Annotated in this window: 15 protein-coding genes and 2 pseudogenes; 6 read left to right on the forward strand and 11 right to left on the reverse strand. The window is 68.5% G+C overall.

The window, feature by feature from the left end:
- Positions 1 to 57: 57 nt before the first annotated feature.
- On the reverse strand, positions 58 to 282 hold the full coding sequence (locus ACIP84_RS05705; RefSeq protein WP_401794894.1) for a hypothetical protein: 225 nt from the start codon (positions 280 to 282) through the stop codon (positions 58 to 60).
- A 507-nt stretch (positions 283 to 789) separates the two neighbouring features.
- On the opposite strand from ACIP84_RS05705, the gene ACIP84_RS05710 reads away from it, so the two are divergent.
- A complete protein-coding gene (locus ACIP84_RS05710) occupies positions 790 to 957 on the forward strand; it encodes a hypothetical protein (RefSeq protein WP_401794897.1) in 168 nt (55 codons plus the stop codon).
- Positions 958 to 1,133: 176 nt separating this feature from the next.
- Positions 1,134 to 1,622: pseudogene (gene istB, locus ACIP84_RS05715) on the forward strand (IS21-like element helper ATPase IstB); the annotation flags it as partial.
- Between the two features lie 10 nt (positions 1,623 to 1,632).
- Here istB and ACIP84_RS05720 read toward each other — a convergent pair.
- From ACIP84_RS05720 to ACIP84_RS05730, 3 genes are all read right to left on the reverse strand, one after another.
- Positions 1,633 to 1,806, reverse strand: coding sequence for a hypothetical protein (locus ACIP84_RS05720; protein WP_401794899.1), 174 nt, complete (start codon positions 1,804 to 1,806; stop codon positions 1,633 to 1,635).
- Positions 1,807 to 2,159: 353 nt separating this feature from the next.
- Entirely contained in the window at positions 2,160 to 3,341 is a 1,182-nt protein-coding gene (locus ACIP84_RS05725; protein ID WP_401794902.1) for an ISAs1 family transposase, read from the reverse strand.
- A gap of 70 nt (positions 3,342 to 3,411) precedes the next feature.
- Entirely contained in the window at positions 3,412 to 4,128 is a 717-nt protein-coding gene (locus tag ACIP84_RS05730; RefSeq protein WP_401794905.1) for a hypothetical protein, read from the reverse strand.
- 404 nt (positions 4,129 to 4,532) lie between these two features.
- Here ACIP84_RS05730 and ACIP84_RS05735 point away from each other — a divergent pair.
- Positions 4,533 to 4,880 (forward strand): annotated as a pseudogene (locus ACIP84_RS05735) (DUF4259 domain-containing protein); the annotation flags it as partial.
- 329 nt (positions 4,881 to 5,209) lie between these two features.
- Here ACIP84_RS05735 and ACIP84_RS05740 read toward each other — a convergent pair.
- Both ACIP84_RS05740 and ACIP84_RS05745 read right to left on the reverse strand, forming a co-directional pair.
- Positions 5,210 to 5,512, reverse strand: coding sequence for a hypothetical protein (locus ACIP84_RS05740; RefSeq protein ID WP_037645701.1), 303 nt, complete (start codon positions 5,510 to 5,512; stop codon positions 5,210 to 5,212).
- A 58-nt stretch (positions 5,513 to 5,570) separates the two neighbouring features.
- Positions 5,571 to 5,906: a hypothetical protein gene (locus ACIP84_RS05745; RefSeq protein ID WP_401794907.1), complete on the reverse strand. Its 336-nt coding sequence runs from the start codon at positions 5,904 to 5,906 to the stop codon at positions 5,571 to 5,573.
- 199 nt (positions 5,907 to 6,105) lie between these two features.
- Between ACIP84_RS05745 and ACIP84_RS05750 the strand changes: the two genes are divergently transcribed.
- Positions 6,106 to 7,347 carry a hypothetical protein gene (locus ACIP84_RS05750; protein ID WP_401794909.1) on the forward strand — a complete coding sequence of 414 codons (1,242 nt, stop codon included), beginning with the start codon at positions 6,106 to 6,108 and terminating at the stop codon, positions 7,345 to 7,347.
- Positions 7,348 to 7,761: 414 nt separating this feature from the next.
- On the opposite strand, the gene ACIP84_RS05755 is transcribed toward ACIP84_RS05750, so the two are convergent.
- Positions 7,762 to 9,138 carry a replicative DNA helicase gene (locus tag ACIP84_RS05755; RefSeq protein ID WP_401794911.1) on the reverse strand — a complete coding sequence of 459 codons (1,377 nt, stop codon included), beginning with the start codon at positions 9,136 to 9,138 and terminating at the stop codon, positions 7,762 to 7,764.
- Positions 9,139 to 9,259: 121 nt separating this feature from the next.
- On the opposite strand from ACIP84_RS05755, the gene ACIP84_RS05760 reads away from it, so the two are divergent.
- Positions 9,260 to 9,589 (forward strand): hypothetical protein, encoded by a 330-nt coding sequence (locus tag ACIP84_RS05760; protein ID WP_401794913.1) that lies wholly within the window; start codon positions 9,260 to 9,262, stop codon positions 9,587 to 9,589.
- A 109-nt stretch (positions 9,590 to 9,698) separates the two neighbouring features.
- Here ACIP84_RS05760 and ACIP84_RS05765 read toward each other — a convergent pair whose 3' ends face one another.
- The 4 genes from ACIP84_RS05765 to ACIP84_RS05780 form a co-directional block, all read right to left on the reverse strand.
- Complete coding sequence (locus ACIP84_RS05765; protein ID WP_401794915.1) at positions 9,699 to 11,390, reverse strand: serine protease; 1,692 nt, start codon at positions 11,388 to 11,390, stop codon at positions 9,699 to 9,701.
- Positions 11,391 to 11,535: 145 nt separating this feature from the next.
- Positions 11,536 to 12,798 carry an acyltransferase gene (locus tag ACIP84_RS05770; RefSeq protein WP_355961307.1) on the reverse strand — a complete coding sequence of 421 codons (1,263 nt, stop codon included), beginning with the start codon at positions 12,796 to 12,798 and terminating at the stop codon, positions 11,536 to 11,538.
- Between the two features lie 2 nt (positions 12,799 to 12,800).
- Positions 12,801 to 14,951 carry a bifunctional polysaccharide deacetylase/glycosyltransferase family 2 protein gene (locus ACIP84_RS05775; RefSeq protein ID WP_401794918.1) on the reverse strand — a complete coding sequence of 717 codons (2,151 nt, stop codon included), beginning with the start codon at positions 14,949 to 14,951 and terminating at the stop codon, positions 12,801 to 12,803.
- Positions 14,952 to 15,107: 156 nt separating this feature from the next.
- Positions 15,108 to 15,344 (reverse strand): hypothetical protein, encoded by a 237-nt coding sequence (locus ACIP84_RS05780; protein ID WP_355961309.1) that lies wholly within the window; start codon positions 15,342 to 15,344, stop codon positions 15,108 to 15,110.
- Positions 15,345 to 15,696: 352 nt separating this feature from the next.
- Between ACIP84_RS05780 and ACIP84_RS05785 the strand changes: the two genes are divergently transcribed.
- Entirely contained in the window at positions 15,697 to 16,647 is a 951-nt protein-coding gene (locus ACIP84_RS05785) for a glycoside hydrolase family 16 protein (RefSeq protein WP_401794921.1), read from the forward strand.
- Positions 16,648 to 16,727 lie beyond the last annotated feature (80 nt).

The following is a 16,727-nucleotide window of genomic DNA, read 5'->3' on the forward strand; positions in this document are numbered from 1 at the left end:
GCTCGACGAAGGTCCGGCGTGCGCAATCCGAGTTCCGGCAGGCGAACCGGCGGACCCTCAGAAGAACAACGCTTCGTCCGGCGCTGGGCACATCAGCGGGAAACCGCAGGTAGGAACCATGAACCCGGTTCGACAGACCCGGCACGCTGGGCAGGCGGCACCGTTCGCAGTGCATTCCGCGTCGACCCGCACTATCGCGCTGCTCACGTCCACCGACAGCACCGCGACGTCAGCGATCGACAAGAACAACAGCTCCTTCAACCGGGGCACGATCTCTTCCACGGACCCGAACTGTCAGCCCAGCTGCCTTGACCACGGCTGATTTTCGGACGACTGCACGCACTGCCCAGAGAAGCTCGGCCGTCACTCAGCGTGGCCCCGTCACAGAACCTGAGCCAGAACCCGAGAGATAGCGTCAGCGCATGGACCAGCGCGGCCTGGACCGCTGGCTCGGGTGTCAGGGGGACATGTTGGCGTCCCGGGGAGACGTCGCGGCCTGCCGTCTAACCTCTCGCCTTGGGGAGGGTGGGATCATGGAAAAGTCGATCTTGGTTGAGTCCATCAGGTACTCCGCTGTGTGCCAGGGGTGCGGTGCCGAGGCGGAGTGGTGCGGCGTTCAGGCGCTGGTGGGCGAGGTGCTGAGGTGGGATGTTGAGTCGACGTGTCCGGCCTGCGGGTTTGCCCTGGCTGTGTGGCGGTGACCTGTCAGAGGAACTGCGTGGCCGACTGCTCTCCGAGCACGGGCGGGCGAGGTTGCGGGTAGCCCCGCCGACGAGGAACGCCGCCATCATGCGGGTTCTGCGGGCGGAACTCGGCATCGGCCTGGACGGCGTCCGGGCCGTGCTGGAGCAGGTCTTGACCGGGCAGTACTCAGGGACCCTGCCCGAGATGGAGCTCCTGGCGCGGAAGCTGCGGGCATCAGGCATCGAAGCGGCCGCTTCACGGACGATGGATTGAGTGAACCTGCCGGGTGAACGACTGGGTTCGGCGAGGACGGCCCGCCGCCCGGAGGGCGGCGGGCCGTCGAGGTAGGTAGCGGCAGGGATCAGCCGGCCTTGGACGACTCCTCGGCGCGAGCTCGAGTGCTGGCGAGGCGGTAGGAGTCGGTGCCGGTTTCGATGATGGGGCAGCAGACCCTCTCCTTCGTCGAGGGCAAGGCGAACGGCGCTCTGCTCGGGCCGCCGGGGGTCGGCAAGACGCACATCGCCGTCGCCCTGGCGGTCGCGGCCTGCCGGGCCGGCTACTCGATCTACTTCACCAGCCTCGACGACATGGTCCGCAACCTCGAAGCCGCCGAGACCACCGGCCGTCTGACGAACAAGCTCGGAACCTACCTGCGGCCCGCCGTTCTCGTGATCGACGAGGTCGGCTACCAACCGCTCGAACGAGCGGAAGCGAACCTGGTCTTCCAGGTCATCTCCAAGCGCTACGAGAAGGGCTCGATCATCCTGACCTCGAACAAGACCTTCAGCGAATGGGGCCGAGTGTTCGGCGACGAGGTCCTGGCCACCGCGATGCTCGACCGGCTCCTCCACCACTGCGAAGTGATCTCCATCAACGGCCCCAGCTACCGGCTGAAGAACCGCCTCCAGGCCATCGAGCGAGAGAACGACGTGGCCTGACCAGCTACGATCAGGACCCCAGGTCCTGGCCCGGCGGGATGAAGGCGTCGGCGCCATCGGCATCCTCGACATGCCCCTGAGCATCAACCGTGATGGCCGTCGCACGCCCCTGCGACGTGATGAGCCAGGCCAGCACCTGTTCCGTCAGCGGCGTTCTACCCGGGCCCTCGTCCTTCCAGTGCACCCCGCCACCCTCCGCCAGGCACCGCGGCCACGACCCGGTCAGCTCGCTCCAGATGGGAGAAGTCCTCGTAGTCCGTCACCGCACGCAGGGCACCACGCTTGGGATCGACGACCAGGGCCGTCCCGGTCGCCTGGTCCCAGCCCTCCACACGCACCATGCGGCCGACCTCGGTGTCGGTGCCATTGAAGATCGCGGTCCAGCCAGTCTGATTGACATAGCGAAGAGACACCGCTCCATCATCTCGAACCACGACGCCCGCGCTTCACAGGTCTCCTTGCTCTGCACGTTCATCCGTACGCGGCTCTGCACATAGGCCAGGGCTTCGGCGTTATCGGCGGGCGCCCGTTTTGTGATCACGCGAGGCCGAGGAGTGCGAGGGGTCGGCGGGCGTCGCGTGCGTTGCGGCGGAGGCCGGCGGCGATGTTCTTGACGCCGCTCAGCCGGAGGACGCCGACGGCGAGGTTGCGCCAGGTCGCCATCACGCGGGGTGCGTTGCCGGTCCGCAGCTGGGAGGCGTCCTCGGCGAAGGTGGTGTCGCGGACGTGGTGGAGGGTCTCGATCTTCCAGTGATCACGGATCATTCTCGCGAGTTGGACGGGGGTGGCCTGCTCGGCGGGCAGGCTGGTGACGGCGTAGATGGTCGTGATGGTGGTCTTGCCGGACTTGCGATCGGTGCGGCGGCGCTTGATCTGGACGGCCTGGCGGGCGCCGGGGAAGAGCAAGTTGTTCACGGTGGCAACCTTGATCCGGCGGATTTCCGCGCGGCCGTGGCCGGTGCTCCGGGTGCGTCCCTGCAACGGGATGTCCTTCCAGGGAATGGACTTCAGCTGTTTGCGCAGCTTCTTCTGGTTGCCCTTGACGATCGCGATGTAATGAGCACCGCGGCCCAGGAGGTAGGCGGCGTGCTCGCGTTGCGTATGGAGCGCGTCGCTGGTGACCACGGTTGCGGCCAGGTCGGCGACGGTGTCGAGCAGCGGCTGGAAGCGGGTGACCTCATTGGTCTTCTCGCCGACGTCGAGTTGGGCCAGGACCAACCCGGTGGCATGCTCCACCGCGGCGAGCAGGTAGATCCTCCGCCCCTGGGCCTTCGCCGCGCCGCGCAGGGACTTGCCGTCCACGGACAGTCCGCGCAGCTCGGTGCTTTCGGGCTGGCGGTCGGCAAGCCATCCGCCAACCGCCCGGTCCAGGGCATCACCGTCGATGCGGGCGAGCAGCCGGCGGACCGTCGCCTCCGAGGGCACGAGCCTTCGGGGCAGTACTGGATCGGGGCGCACGCCGAGTCGCTCCAGCACGTGCGGCGGCGCGTCCGCAATCCACTCGCCGACCGCCAGCAGCGAGGTCGCGCCGGTCAGCACCGCGCACGCGGTCAGCGTGAGCACGATGGCCAGGGCATGGCGCGCGCCGCGCGGATCACGCGGATCTGGCACCTGAGCCAGCCGCTCCAGCAGGCCGAGTACCTCCCCCGGCCCGACGTCGGACTGCTCGCGAAGTCGGTCAAGGGCGGGCGGAATCAGGGATGATGCGTCGGCAGGCACGGTCTTCCAGGCAGATTACGGGGTGCAGAGCGCTCCATGATCACGGAAACCTTCCCTGCATCGCCCCCGCTCACATCAACGCCGCAGCCTCGCCTGCCACCCAGGTCTGCCAGACACGACGGGTGTTCGGCAGGTCGGGGCGGTCAAGGAGCCAGAGCACATACCCGGCATGGCACCGGGCCCACGGACTGTCCGAATCAGCTGCCCGATCGAGCCTGCCCCGAAGATCAGCGCTGTCGACAGCCCGGGCAACCCGCACGTATTCGCGGTCCTTGCAGCGATATGCCCGCTGAACGACGATCTCGACCAGGTCGGTGAGCTTCGCCTTGACCGCCTCCTCGTGGCGAGCACGGGCCACCTCCCGGATCAGGCTCTGCTTCGTGCCCCACGCCTTCGCATGCTGCGTCCACTCAAGCGGGTACTTCGCCTCCCACTCCAGGAAGAGCAACACATAGGGCAGCCCCGGCCACGCCGCCAGGTCCCTGCCTCCCACAAGACCACCCCACACCCCATCAGGCAGCGAACGCCTCTGGGCTTGCTGATGCCTCCGGCGCGCCTGCAGAAAGGCCGGCTCCCGGTACTGCTCGTCCGCTCCCAGGGGCCGCGTCAGCAGCCACATCTCGTTAGACCGGGCGAGCGCGTCCGTGACCTTCCTCTGGGCCTCCGCCAGATGGACGAGCGCTGCACCTCTCGCAGCGGGATCCTCCGCTATGAGTCCGAACGCCCAACCCAGTCGCTCAGCCCATGCACAAGCCTCATCCGCGTCTTGACCTGCATCTTCAGCCACACACGGGATCATCTCCTAGCGCAGTCGGCTCGCTCCACCCGACGGTGCGGGTGAGACGCAAGGTTTCCGAGGCGCAATGGAAGTGAGCAGGAACCATCCGCTCGCCCTCTCTTCATCTCAAATGATCATGAAATGGACGCCCGCCGGCTACGCCGAAGCCCTGGCACATAGGCGAGTACGCCGACAGCTGTCACCGCCGGACTGACCCTGCCCTGGAACTCAGGCGTGGTCGAAGGCCATGTCAACCGCATCAAGATGCTCAAGCGCCAGATGTTCGGCCGGGCCGGCTTTGCCCTGCTCCGCAAGCGAGTGCTCCTTGCGCCGTGAAAGGTGTCAGTGGCTGCTGAGATGCTGGCCGCGGCTCAACGAGCGGATACCAGGAGAGGTATACGGGCACGTGGGGAACAGGACCGTTCCAGAGCGATCTCGCCGACGACTTCAGAGACTGGCTCCACAGCCTGTCGCCGCAGGAGGCATTGACCGCCATTAGGGATGCATTCCAGCGAGTCGTCGATTCCGGCTCGGTTGTCGATGGCGAGGACGGAGCGGAGGCAGTTGCCGCCGCTGCCTACGTCACCAGCCAGAACCGGAGACTACTGCCCGAGATGCCGGAGTCGGTGCGTGCCTTGGCTCGTCTGGCGCTCCACCGGGTATTGGGGGACGGGTCCAAACTCGCTCAGGGATGGGTGGACAGCCGCACCGCTGCGGAGTGGCGTCAAGAAGTTCAGCTCATCCTTCGCACTTTCGATTAGCCGTGATCACTCACCGTATCGGCACCACAGAACTTGAGCCAGAACCACAACCCGTGACTAAAGGCACCCGGCCGGGACCCGCACCGCTTCACCAGCTTCTTTCGGCTTGTGGGGCACTGCTCTTGAGGAGACATCCTTGACAGGTAGTGCGTCGCTTCTGCGGCGAGGTGCTCTCGTAGCCAGTCGACCGGGAGCCGCTGGCTGAAGCCATGCATGGCGGCCTCCTGGGCCAGGTCCAGGAGCTGAGCGGTGTCGACGGCTCGGATGGTGCGGGGAAGGGTCGGGGTCATGTCGCGATGATGCCAAGAAGCCAGTGCGGCGCCGAGAGGTCAGCTGGGCCGGGATGCGATCTGCTGACGGGCAGGGCCCCAGACGTCCTCGAACTCCTCGAAGGTGAGTTGTTCGGGGTCGTGGCCTTCCCATTCCGAAACGGGCAGCTCGGCGGTGATCCCGAATCTGCTGTCGTAGTCACCGAGGCGGCCTGCGTCGCGGGCCCGCTGCCACTCGGCGAGGGAAGCTGCTGCGATCGGGATCAGCTCTGGCCCTTCGAGTTCGACCTGCCGGATCACCCAGCCTTCGGCGTCGACCTCGAAGTAGAACCAGGTGTCTTCCTCGTCCCAGTAGCAGCGCATCCATGTGGTCACCAGGCCATGATGCCGGACCAGATGCGCCGCCCTACTCCGCTCTATCTCATGACTGGGCGATGAATCCTGCGGATCGGTCGAGCTGGAATGGAGAACCGACCCGGGTTGGATCCCAGCCGTGATCCCGTGCCTCTCGTATGCTGGCAACAACGTGAGCTGGGCGAATGGGCCCCGTCTCGACGCCCACCCAGTTGCTGGGATGGGCCTGACCGCTGGTGAAGGTCAAGTTCGTGCCCGGCTGGCTGCCGGTGGCTGCTTCAACCGCATAGGTCAGCGGTGTCCAGCAGAGGCCCTGCATGCAGGAGGGCTTCCTGCGGATCCGCCAGCGGTACTCGATCCCGTCAATGGCTACGCGCCGGGAACCCTTCTTGTTCAGCGCCATCTTCGCCTCCTCCGCTGTGGGACTCTGCTGTGTCGCCGCGGTCGCGAAAAGCCGGTTGCACGCGAACGTACCGAGCGTTGCCGCCGACAAGCGCCTTCGGGACTACGGATGGGTTGATCAGCCCATAATTGGAGTCAGTGCCGAGCGACCCGGCGCATCGCACCCGCCCCGGGTGCGCTCACCGCGATCGGAGAGCATCGTGAAGAACAGCCCGTTGTGGCGAGTGGTTGACAACGAGAGTGGTAGCCAGTCCATCGTCAGCACGCCCTCCGAGGCAGTCGCGTTCGTCAACAGCCGGTTCGACACCGATGACGACGACGAGCCGTTCAGCATCACCGAGGTCGGTCCTCTCCTTCCGAAGCCGCTCGGGGTCATCACCGCATGGGCCGCCGAGAAGGACGGCGAGCGAACCGACGGGCGTACTGCCCCGATCACCATCAGGCCGGTTGTGATGGACAACGCCGGCGAGTGCGATGACGTGGTGCTCTGGCGCGACGTGTACGTCTCCTGGGACCACGACATGTACACCGTCGAGGAGCCGGACAGCTCCGAGTACAGCGAGGCTTACAGCGCTGCCGAGTTGAGCGCGATCCTCGACGAGTACGCCGACGACTACGAGTACGCGCCTGAAGGGCCCGACAGCCACAGGTGGCCGAAACCGGAAGAGTTGATCACCTACGGCGCCCAGGAGTGCGCCAAGCGGTTCGGGCACCTCGACGACGACGCCCTGCTGTGGCTCGCTGCCACCCGCATCACGCTCGCCGTGTGGCGCAACACACCCGTCGAGAACTGGCACGCCGGGAAGAGTCCGCTCCACGGCGGCACAATGATGCGGATCAACACGGCGACCACCCGACTCGTGCGCTCGATGCTGTCGTTCGAACATGTCGACTGGATCGGTCTCGGTCTCGCGATCGTCAACCCGTCTCGGGTTCTACCGACAGGGCAGTCCGTGCTCGAGCTCGGACTGGCCTGCCACAACCCTGACGACCCAGCGCACGAGGCTGATCCGCGCGAAGAACTCGCGGAGATGGCACAGGACGCGATCGCTTGGGGGCGAGCGTACTGCCTTCGCGAGAAGGAGTTCGGCCTGCGAACCCTGATCGAATTCTTCTGCGCGACCGACAGCGGCTGGTTCGGAACACCGAGTTGGGGGCGCATCGTCGATCGGTTCACTACGGCTGTCGACGACCGGGAGAATGCGCACTGGCGCATGCACCGAGACGAGCCTTGGTTCGACGAGTGGTTCACCAACCGCCCGGCCGACATTGCAGACACCACGGAACTTCGTCGGCTGCTCCATGCCGGGCCCGATCTGCTGTCCGAGGAAGCCGCCGAATGGTGCGTGGATGGTGCCATCGGCTACGTCTGCCGGGACGACCACGCGAACGGCTGCCTGCAGTGCGGCGTCCCGCTGGTAACGGAGTCCCCCAACGAGTGAACGTGGGCATCAGCGTAGAAAAGCAGCAACCCACTGACCGCTTCTCTCCCGCCTACTCGGCGGCCTCCCCCTGCTCGGCGAGCCTCACCCATACGAGTGAGCGACTTGACCTGCCAGTCTCAGATTCGTGTCACATATGCCATCGCTTGGCCATCGCTCGTGAGATTTAGCCACGAAATCTGAGACCCTAAAATCCTGTAGGGTCTCGCCGCCCGTGGCACAGGCCGGGCCGCTGACCAGCGACTTTCGATCTGTCTCACGGCGATGGCACACGGTTCAGTCGCACGAAACGTGGCACTTCCTCGACAGCTTCGCGCGGGTGCTGGCTCCTGACCTGCGCGTCTCACTGATGTGCTGTCATGTGCCAAGATCCAATGAGACTGTGCCACGGGATTTGAGACCCCACATCTCCCTTCAGGTCTGGGCCATGTCGACGAAGCGGGAGTAATGGCCCTGGAAGGCGACGGTGATGGTGGCGGTGGGCCCGTTCCGGTGCTTGGCGACGATGAAGTCGGCTTCGCCGGCGCGGGGTGATTCCTTCTCGTAGGCGTCCTCGCGGTGGAGGAGGATAACGAGGTCGGCGTTGTCTTCGAGAGATCCGGAGTCGCGGAGGTCGGTGAGCATCGGCTTCTTGTCCGTGCGCTGTTCGGACCCGCGGTTGGCTTTGGAGACAGCAACGATGGGAACTTCCAGTTCGGTAGCCAGCAGCTTCAGACACCGGGAGATCTCAGAGATCTCCTCGTAGCGGGAACCCAGCGGCCGGGTTCCGTAGGTCATCATCTGAAGGTTGTCGACGACGATGAGCTTGACCTGTCGTTGGCTGGCCAGACGTCGACATTGCGCCCTCAGGTCGGTGAATGTGGGCCATGCTTCGTCTTGGATGTACAAGGGTGCCTTGGCGACAAGCGGCATGCGGCGGGCCAGCCTGACCCAGTCGTCGTCGTTCATCGTGCCAGCCCTCATGTGGTGCAAGGGGACGCGGCACTCTGCTGAGAGAATGCGGGTGGCTAGCTCTTGGCGACCGGATTCATAGGTGAACAGGGCTGCGGGAATGCCGTGTCCGATCGCCGCCGACCGCATGAAGTCCAGGGCAAGGGTGGAGGTACCCATGGAGGGGCGGGCCGCGATGACGGTCAGGTGCCCGGGGCGCAGTCCGCTGGTGAGTGAATCGAGGTCCGTGAAGCCGGTCGGCACGCCGCTGGGGCCATCAGTGCTACCCGCTGCCTCCAGCTCGTCCAGTGCCCCTTCCAGGATGTCACCGATCGAGTGGGACGGTGCCAGTCCACGAGGACGACGGCTGGTAGCGGCCAGGATCTCCGCCTGGGCGATATCCGCGAGGCGGTCGACGTCATCGGGCCCGCTCTCGGAGGCCAGGCTTTCGACATGTGCCGCGGCCTCTTTGGTGCGCCGCAGCAGGGAGTGTGCTTGAAGGCGATCGGCGGCACGGCGCCAGCCTTCGCCGGTGCCCCGGGCGACCAACGACTTGAGGTAGTCGCCCCCTCCGGCCGCCTCGAGGGTGCCGGCGGATTCGAGAAGGGTGGCGACCCGCAGAGGGTCGGGGCTTTCACCGTCGCCGTAGATGCGGAGCACTGCCGCGTAGATCAGGGCATGGGCGGGGTGGTGGAAGTCGTGGACGTCCAGCATCACCGCGATCTCGGCAACGGCGTCCGTGGACAGCAGCAGTGCACGCAGCACGGTCTTCTCTTCGCCGGTGCTGCTCGACAGCTCCTGGCAACCGGTGTCGCTGCTCACGGTGATACCCCCCGCAAAAGTGCCGGCCAGCGTCGTCACGGCTGACGGTGAACACGTCGGATGCCGACTTTAGGGCTCGATCGACGGGCGAGGCGAGTTCAGAAGCGTTGCCCTGGCCCGGCGTAGTGCCGCTTGCTGCGTGTCGGCTGAGGGGACGGCCGTGCTGGAGGCGTCCGCCGCGGCGTGGGAGTCGGGGCGGGACGCGGAGAGCGTGCCCACCCCGATGGGACCGATGCCGGCCGACGTCGGCACCGCCGCCGCGGCGCTCGACGCCGGGCTCCACGCCTGGGACATCGCGAGGGCCACCGGGCAGGACCTGCCGCTGACCGAGGAGATGGCCGAGGCGCTGGAGGACATCGCGTCGAAGCTCGTCGACTTCGTGCGCGACTCGTTCGGGAAGTACGCGCCGCCGGTGTCCGTCCCGGAGGGGGCGAGCCGCGCGGAACGACTCCTCGCGTTCACGGGGCGCGACCCCCGCTGGTCCCACTGACGTCAACGCCGGGACGCCGGCGGCCGGTCGCGATCGCCGATCCCCAGCGACCCGCCGACCGGCGTGCCGCACGCGCGCGGCCTCGTCCGGCGGCCGGTGGAGCCGGGCGTCAGCGCGCCCCGGTGGCAGCCCGCGTGACGTACGCGTCGATGTGGGTCTGGGTGAGGGTGTTGCCGTGCGCGTCCGTCAGCTCCGCGCGCAGCGACACCGCCTGGCCGGGCCCCGGCGTCGTCACCGTGATCCGTCCGCCGGTCACCGCCGCCCGCGTCCACGTGGCGCCGCGGTCCGTCGACACGGACACGGTCAGCGACCGCACTCCCGACCGCCTGGCCGCGCCCTCCACCGTCACCGCCACCCGGCTCGTGGTGTGCGCCGGGGCGGTGCCGTCCAGCGCGAGGTCGGGGCGGAAGCGTACGGCGCTCAGCGGGAGGTCCGTGGCGGTGGCCGTCGCGGCGGAGGTGAACGTCCACGCCGCCGTGACGCTCCCGCGCGACCGCGTCGCGCTCGCCGTCAGCCGGTAGGCGGCCCGCCCGGCCGGCACCGTGAACGAGGCGTGCCCCGGCTTCTCGCCGCGGCGGGTGGCGACCAGCTTGCCGTCACGGTGCAACGTGACGGTCGAGGCGGTGAACAGGGGCGAGGACGGCGCGTGGCCGTCGCCGTCGGCGAGCAGCGGCACTGTCAGGTCCAGGGTGTCGCCGGTGCGCTGCGCGACGGGCCGGGCACCGGGCGAGGAGTCCACGGCCGGGCCGAAGACCGGGGTGTCGAAGGTGTGCACCGTGGTGGAGCCGGGCGTGAACGAGCGCCCGAGGACGAAGTAGTCGTTGGCGGGCCCCTCCGGTTCCGAGTGCGCGCCGTACACGAGGTCCCAGGTGCCGCGCTCGGGCGTGAGGAGGAACGTCCCGGTGCTCCCCGACGGCACAGCCAGCGCCAGCGCCGGGGAGGGGCCTGCCGACGGCGAGAAGTCGACGAGGCCCGTTCCCCCGCCGGACGCGGGCGCCCCCGCGCGCACCACCAGCGTGGCCAGGTCGCCGGGCGCCGGGTGCCGGACCAGACCGGTCAGCGCCCGCTCGCCCCGGAAGGCGTAGCCGAGGGCGCAGACGCCGCCCGGCCGGCTCCAGTACGAGTCCACCCAGGTCTCCACGGCCCCTCGCTCGGCGGCCGGCCCCAGGTGCGCGGTACGCAGGTCCAGCGACCTCGTCATCAGGTTCGCGAGCCCGGTGACCCCCTCGTACGTCACCTTGGCGAACGCCCCGGCCTGCTCGAACCCGGCGTCGGCGACCGGCGGCCGGATGTCCACGGGGCGCGCGACCCGCGCGTCGAGCACGAGGGTCATGTCCCGGTCGACGTCCAGCCGGGGCTGCACGAGCCAGTCGTTCCCCCAGTTCTCCTCCCCCACCGGCCTGGTGCCGATGGTGGAGTCGAGCATGTACCGCCCGGCGGGCACCTGGACGGTGACGGTGCCGGGCAACTCCTTCACCTGCCGGCCACTGCCGGCGTCGGGCCCGGACAGCGCGGTCAGCAGGGTGCGGTAGTCGGTGGTCGGCCGACCGTCGCGGCCCAGATGGACAAGGGTCAGCGTGTACGTGTCGGAGGCGCGGCGCGTCGGCCGCCCGGCGGGCGCGGCGTGGGCCGCGCCGACCGGAAGGCAGACCGCGGCGGCACCCGCGGCCGTGGCGACGCCGAGCCCCCGCAACAGTGACCGGCGCGTCGCCGTCGGGGCGGAGGCGGAGGCGGAGGAGACGGAGGGGACGGAGGGGACGGACGGGACGGAGGACGGTGAGTGCTTCGAGGAGACGTTCATGATCTGCACTGGTCCTCTCCGCCCCCGGGTTCCCGTGACCCGCACCACATCCCTCGCGCCACAGAGGAGCGGACCACCGCGAGCTCATCCGCAGCGCGCCGGCCGCGCACCGGGTACCGCACGTCCGTTGGCCGGGCGGCCCGCGTCAGCCGGCCCGGCGCCTGCCCCGCACGCGGCGCGGGTAAGGGAAGAGCCGCGGAGAGCGCTTCGCGGCCACGTCCTCGACCCAGCCGAAGGTCAGCACCAGCAGTCCGGTCAGCGGGATCGCCACCAGCAGCGGGAACCACGGGCTCATCAGCAGCCACTGCAAGTGCTCGTAGAAGAAGCCGACGGACCAGAGGGGGTCGATCAGCGGGATGGCGGCGACCAACGCGGCCTGGTGCCAGAGGTAGACGCTGACCGCGCGTGCGTTGAGCAGGCTGATCAGGCCGTTCCAGCGTTCCAGCGGTCGGGGCCACTGTTCCCAGGAGGGACTGACGTGGAGCAGGATCGCGACGAAGCCGAAGGACCACAGGGCCTGGGCGATCGGCCAGCTCTCGATGTCGGTGGGCACGGTCGGATCGACCGGTCGGGTCTGCAGGTACCACCAGCCGGCCATCATGACCAGCGGCGCCACGGACGGCACGACGTACTGCGGGATCTTCCTGAGCAGGCCCTCCTGATGGGCCATGCCGAGGATCCAGCAGGAGCCGAACATGGCGAAGTCGCTGAGGTTCTCCCAGACCCGGCCGTAGAGGAACTCCTGGTCCATGAAGAACGTGTTCATCACGATCGTCACCGCGAGCGGTACGGACAGCGTCACCACCGGCATCCGCCGCAGCGCCCACAGCATCAACGGGGAGAGCAGGACGTACCAGAGGTACGCGCGGAGGTACCAGAGCGGGACGACGACCTGCACCGCCCAGCCCTGCCCCACGAGATGGTCGAAACCGTTCAGCGATTCCGCGTACGGCGGAGTGCTCAGCGGCACGAGCCAGAACAGCAGCTTGCCCCACCACCAGTCGGGGTGCCCCTCGGCCTCGGGCCCCCAGCCGTCGACGATCTCGAGGGTGAGGACGACCGCGCCGAACAGCCACATCGGCGGCAGCAGCCGGCGCAGACGCCCCCGGATGACGCCCACGGCGGGACGGCTGAGCGAGCGTGCCATCAGCGACCCGGCCAGCGCGAACATCACGCCCATGGACGGGAAGACGACGGGCAGCCAGAACCAGCCGAAGTTGTGGTAGATCACCACACGGACCAGTGCCAGCGCGCGCAGCAGGTCGAGATAGCGGTCGCGGCCGCCCTTGCGCGGGGCCGGTGTCGACGGCTCAGGCTCCGGCTCCGGCGTCGGTTCCCGTCGCAGAACGGCGGGAACGCGCAGCCGGAGGGTGTCGTGGGTGCCCCCGAACTCGAAGGATGCGGTCATGGTCAGGCCTCCACCGGTGCGGCGACCTCGCCGGTGCGCCGGAGCTTCTGCCAGCGCAGCCGGCCACCGGTCAGCGCCGTGATCGTGGACTGCAACAGGACGATGTACATCAGCTGCCGGTAGACGAGTTGCTGGATCGGCAGGCTGATCAGGTGCAGGGTCTTCTCGCCGTCGAGCCGGAAGGCGTACCAGGACAGCGCGGCCTGGAGCAGGATGAAGCCGCCCCAGCTGGCGAGGGTGATCGGGGCGTCCGCGAACAGCACGCCGTACAGCAGGAACATGTCGACCAGCGGCGCGAGCAGCGGGGCGACCACGCCGAACAGCACGACGAGCGGCAGCCCCAGCCGTCCGAAGCGCCCGGCCGGGCCGCGGGCGGTCACGGCGCGGCGGTGCTTCCACATCGCCTGCATGGAGCCGTAGCTCCAGCGGTACCGCTGGGACCAGAGCTGCTGGAGGCTGGCGGGAGCCTCGGTCCAGGCACGGGCGCGCTCGGCGTAGACGATCCGCCAGCCGTCGCAGAGCACCGCCATGGTGATGTCGGTGTCCTCGGCGAGGGTGTCGTCGCTCATTCCGCCGACCCGCCGCAGGGCCTCCCTGCGGAAGGCGCCGACCGCACCGGGGATGGTCGGGATGACGTTGAGCATGTCGTACATCCGGCGGTCCAGGTTGTGGCCGAGGACGTACTCGATGTGCTGCCAGGCGCCGATCAGGCTGTCGCGGTTGCCGACCTTGGCGTTGCCGGCGACCGCGCCGATCCCCCGGTCGCCGAACGGCTGGACCAGCTCGCGCACGGTGGACGGCTCGAAGACGGTGTCGCCGTCCATCATCACGATGATGTCGAACGCGGCGGCGGCGATACCGGTGTTGAGCGCGCTGGACTTGCCCCCGTTGGCCTGGCGGATCAGCCGGACGAACGGCAGGTTCATCTCCTCGACGATGTCCGCGGTGCCGTCCGTCGAGCCGTCGTCGATGACGATCACCTCGATCGGGTAGTCGCTGGCGGCGAGGGAGTTCAGGGTGTTCGCGATGCACTCGCGCTCGTTGTAGGCCGGTACGAGGACGGTGACCGGCTCGGTGACGGGCGGTCCCCACGCGTTCCGCCGCCGGGAACGCCGGGCGTGGAGCGGTGCGAGGACGAGCATGAGCGCGAAGCGGCCGAAGTTGAGGAAGCCGACGACGGCCAGCAGGGCGACCAGCACCGGCAGGGTGAACACGGCGGCCTGGGTGGCCCAGATGTAGCCCTTGCCCGCCCACAGCTGGTAGCCGTGCACGGGCACGGTGGCGTCGGTGGCGCCGAGTGCCTCGGAGATGGTCGCGAAGCGGTATCCCTCGCCCTGCAGCTTGACGATGATCTGCTCGAGCGCGGCGAGGGTCTCGGCACGGTCGCCACCCGCGTCGTGCAGCAGGATCAGCTCGCCCGCGCCGGGCTTGCGCGGCATCGCCGCCTTGACGATCGCGTCGACGCCGGGGCGCTTCCAGTCGTGGGTGTCGCGGTCGATGAACGCGGTGAGGTAGCCGTGGGAACCCACGTACTTGATCACCGGGTAGTTCCAGTCGTCGAGCGCCGAGGCGTCGGAGGAGTACGGCGGGCGGAACAGCGCGCTGTGGACGCCCGCGACGCCGGCCAGTGCCAGCTGCGTCTGCGCCAGTTCCCAGCTGATCCGGGCTTCGGACTGGTAGACGAGATCGGGGTGGGTGAAGCTGTGCACGCCGATCTCGTGGCCGCCCGCGACGATCTGCCGGATCAGCTCCGGGTGGCGGGTGGTCATCGCGCCGGTCACGAAGAAGTCCGCGCGGATGTCGTGGGCCGCGAGCACGTCCAGGATCTTCGGGGTCCACTCCGGCGAGGGGCCGTCGTCGAAGCTCAGGACCGCGGTGCGGTCGGGAATCCGGTAGCTCACGGGGCGGTCGTTCCTGTCGCCGCGCGCGTCGATGATCGGGCCGCCCTTGAGCAGGTTCTCCGGCACGGTCGTCTTGTCGACCGAGGTCGCGACCCGGGTGTCGTGGAACGCCTCGTTGGTGGCCAGGCCGCGCAGGACGAGGAGCGCGAGCAGGCAGGCCAGCAGGGACAGCGGCATGAAGAAGCGCAGCGGCGGCGCAGCCAGTCGGCGCGGTCTCAGCAGGGACTGCCGACGACGCTGGTGGCGGGACAAGGGCGCTCCTGGAGATGGGTGGTGCGGACGATCAGGCACGTTCGGCCCGGTCCGCAGGTGTTGCTCCGGGCGGCACGATGGCCCGGTATGCCATGGAATGTCGCGAGGTTCGGCGTGCCGGCCGAACCTTTCGGGGGGTGTCGCAGACGTCGCCCGCTAGGGCCAGGAGGGCGACAGGGGCCCCTTGGTGGGAAGGTAGGACGGCTTCGGCGGTATCCCCATCGCCGGGGCGTCCGACTGCACGCCGATGAGGCTGCTGCCCATGGCCGCCGCCAGGATCGCGCCGACCACGGAGACCGGCCAGCCGAAGCGCCGCAGCAGACGACTGCGCAGACCCGACTGGTCGACGAACACCGGTGCTGGAGCGGGCTCCCAGTGATGTGATTCAGCCACGCTGGGCTGTGCCGAGTGAACCGACCCGCGCCGGGAAGGTGTGGCGACGTGGCGCATGAGTTGTGGCCTTTTTGTGCAGGATGGGGAGACCGCTGAAGCGTAGAGCGGACCGTAGCGCATGACCTGAATCGATTGGTGCGTGATGTGCGTATTTGGCAGGGTCCGATCGTGCGCCGTAACCGGATCGGTATGTCAACGAGCGTTTCCCGGCCCTTGGATGACCAGGTCGCGAACGCGAGGCGGGATGGCTCGAATCCTTCGCTAGGATGACCGCTCGATTCATGCGATCAGCGATCGCTCCGCATGACAACGGGCGTGTCCAGTCACCGCCTCTACGCCCCAAGGAGCCTGTGTGAGCCAGCCCCGCCGCACCTCTCGTCGCCGAGCGTGGACCGCGCTCACGCTGCCCGCCCTCCTGTGCGTACTCGCCGCGTGTTCCGCCGACCCCGCGACCGGTGGGGGCGCCGACGCCGCCGGGCCCGCGCGAGAAGCCTCACCGACGCCCACCGGACCGCCGGGAACCCTGTTCGACACCTTCAACTACACCGGCGCCGACGACGCTTCGCTCGCCGCGCACGGCTGGGAGATCCGTACCGGCGGGGGCGGCCCGGGGATCAAGGACACATGGAGCGCCGACGGCACCGCCTTCCTCGCCGACCCGACGGCCGAGGGGGGCAAGGTCCTGCGGCTGCGCTCCTCCACGGACGGCACCCGGCAGGGCACCACGCAGGCCGAGGTGCAGACCACGAGCCGCAACTTCTTCACGGGGACCTTCGCCGCCCGGATCCACCTCAGCGACAAGCCCACGAGCGGACGCGACGGCGACCACGTCGTCCAGACCTTCTTCCCGATCTCCCCCTCGGACTCCTCGGAGAACTACAGCGAACTCGACTTCGAGTACCTGCCGAACGGCGGCTGGGGCTCGGTGGGTCCGCAGCTCGACAACGTCAGCTGGTACAAGGCCGACCCGCCGGACCGGGTCCACAACACCCTCAAGCGGCGCCTCGGGGGCTGGCACACCATGATCATCACCGCCATGGACGGAAAGGTCACCTACTCCCTGGACGGCAAGGAGGTCTTCACCAGCTCCGGCAAGTACGTCCCGCGCGAGCAGATGGACATCCACTTCAGCAACTGGCTGATCGACCTCCCCTTCACCGGCGGCCCGCGCAGCTGGGACATGAAGGTCGACTGGGTCTACCACAAGGCCGACGAGGCGGTCTCCGCGGCGGACGTCCAGAAGACGGTGGACGGCTTCCACAGCACCGGCGCCGACTACGTCAACACCGTGCCGAAGCCCTGACCCCACCCGTTGCCCCCTGACCCGCGGCGGTGGGAACCTTGTGTCAGGGCCCTGCTGCGTACCGTGAACGCCAGGAGCCC

Source organism: Streptomyces sp. NPDC088707, from assembly GCF_044752725.1.
GTDB lineage: Bacteria > Actinomycetota > Actinomycetes > Streptomycetales > Streptomycetaceae > Streptomyces.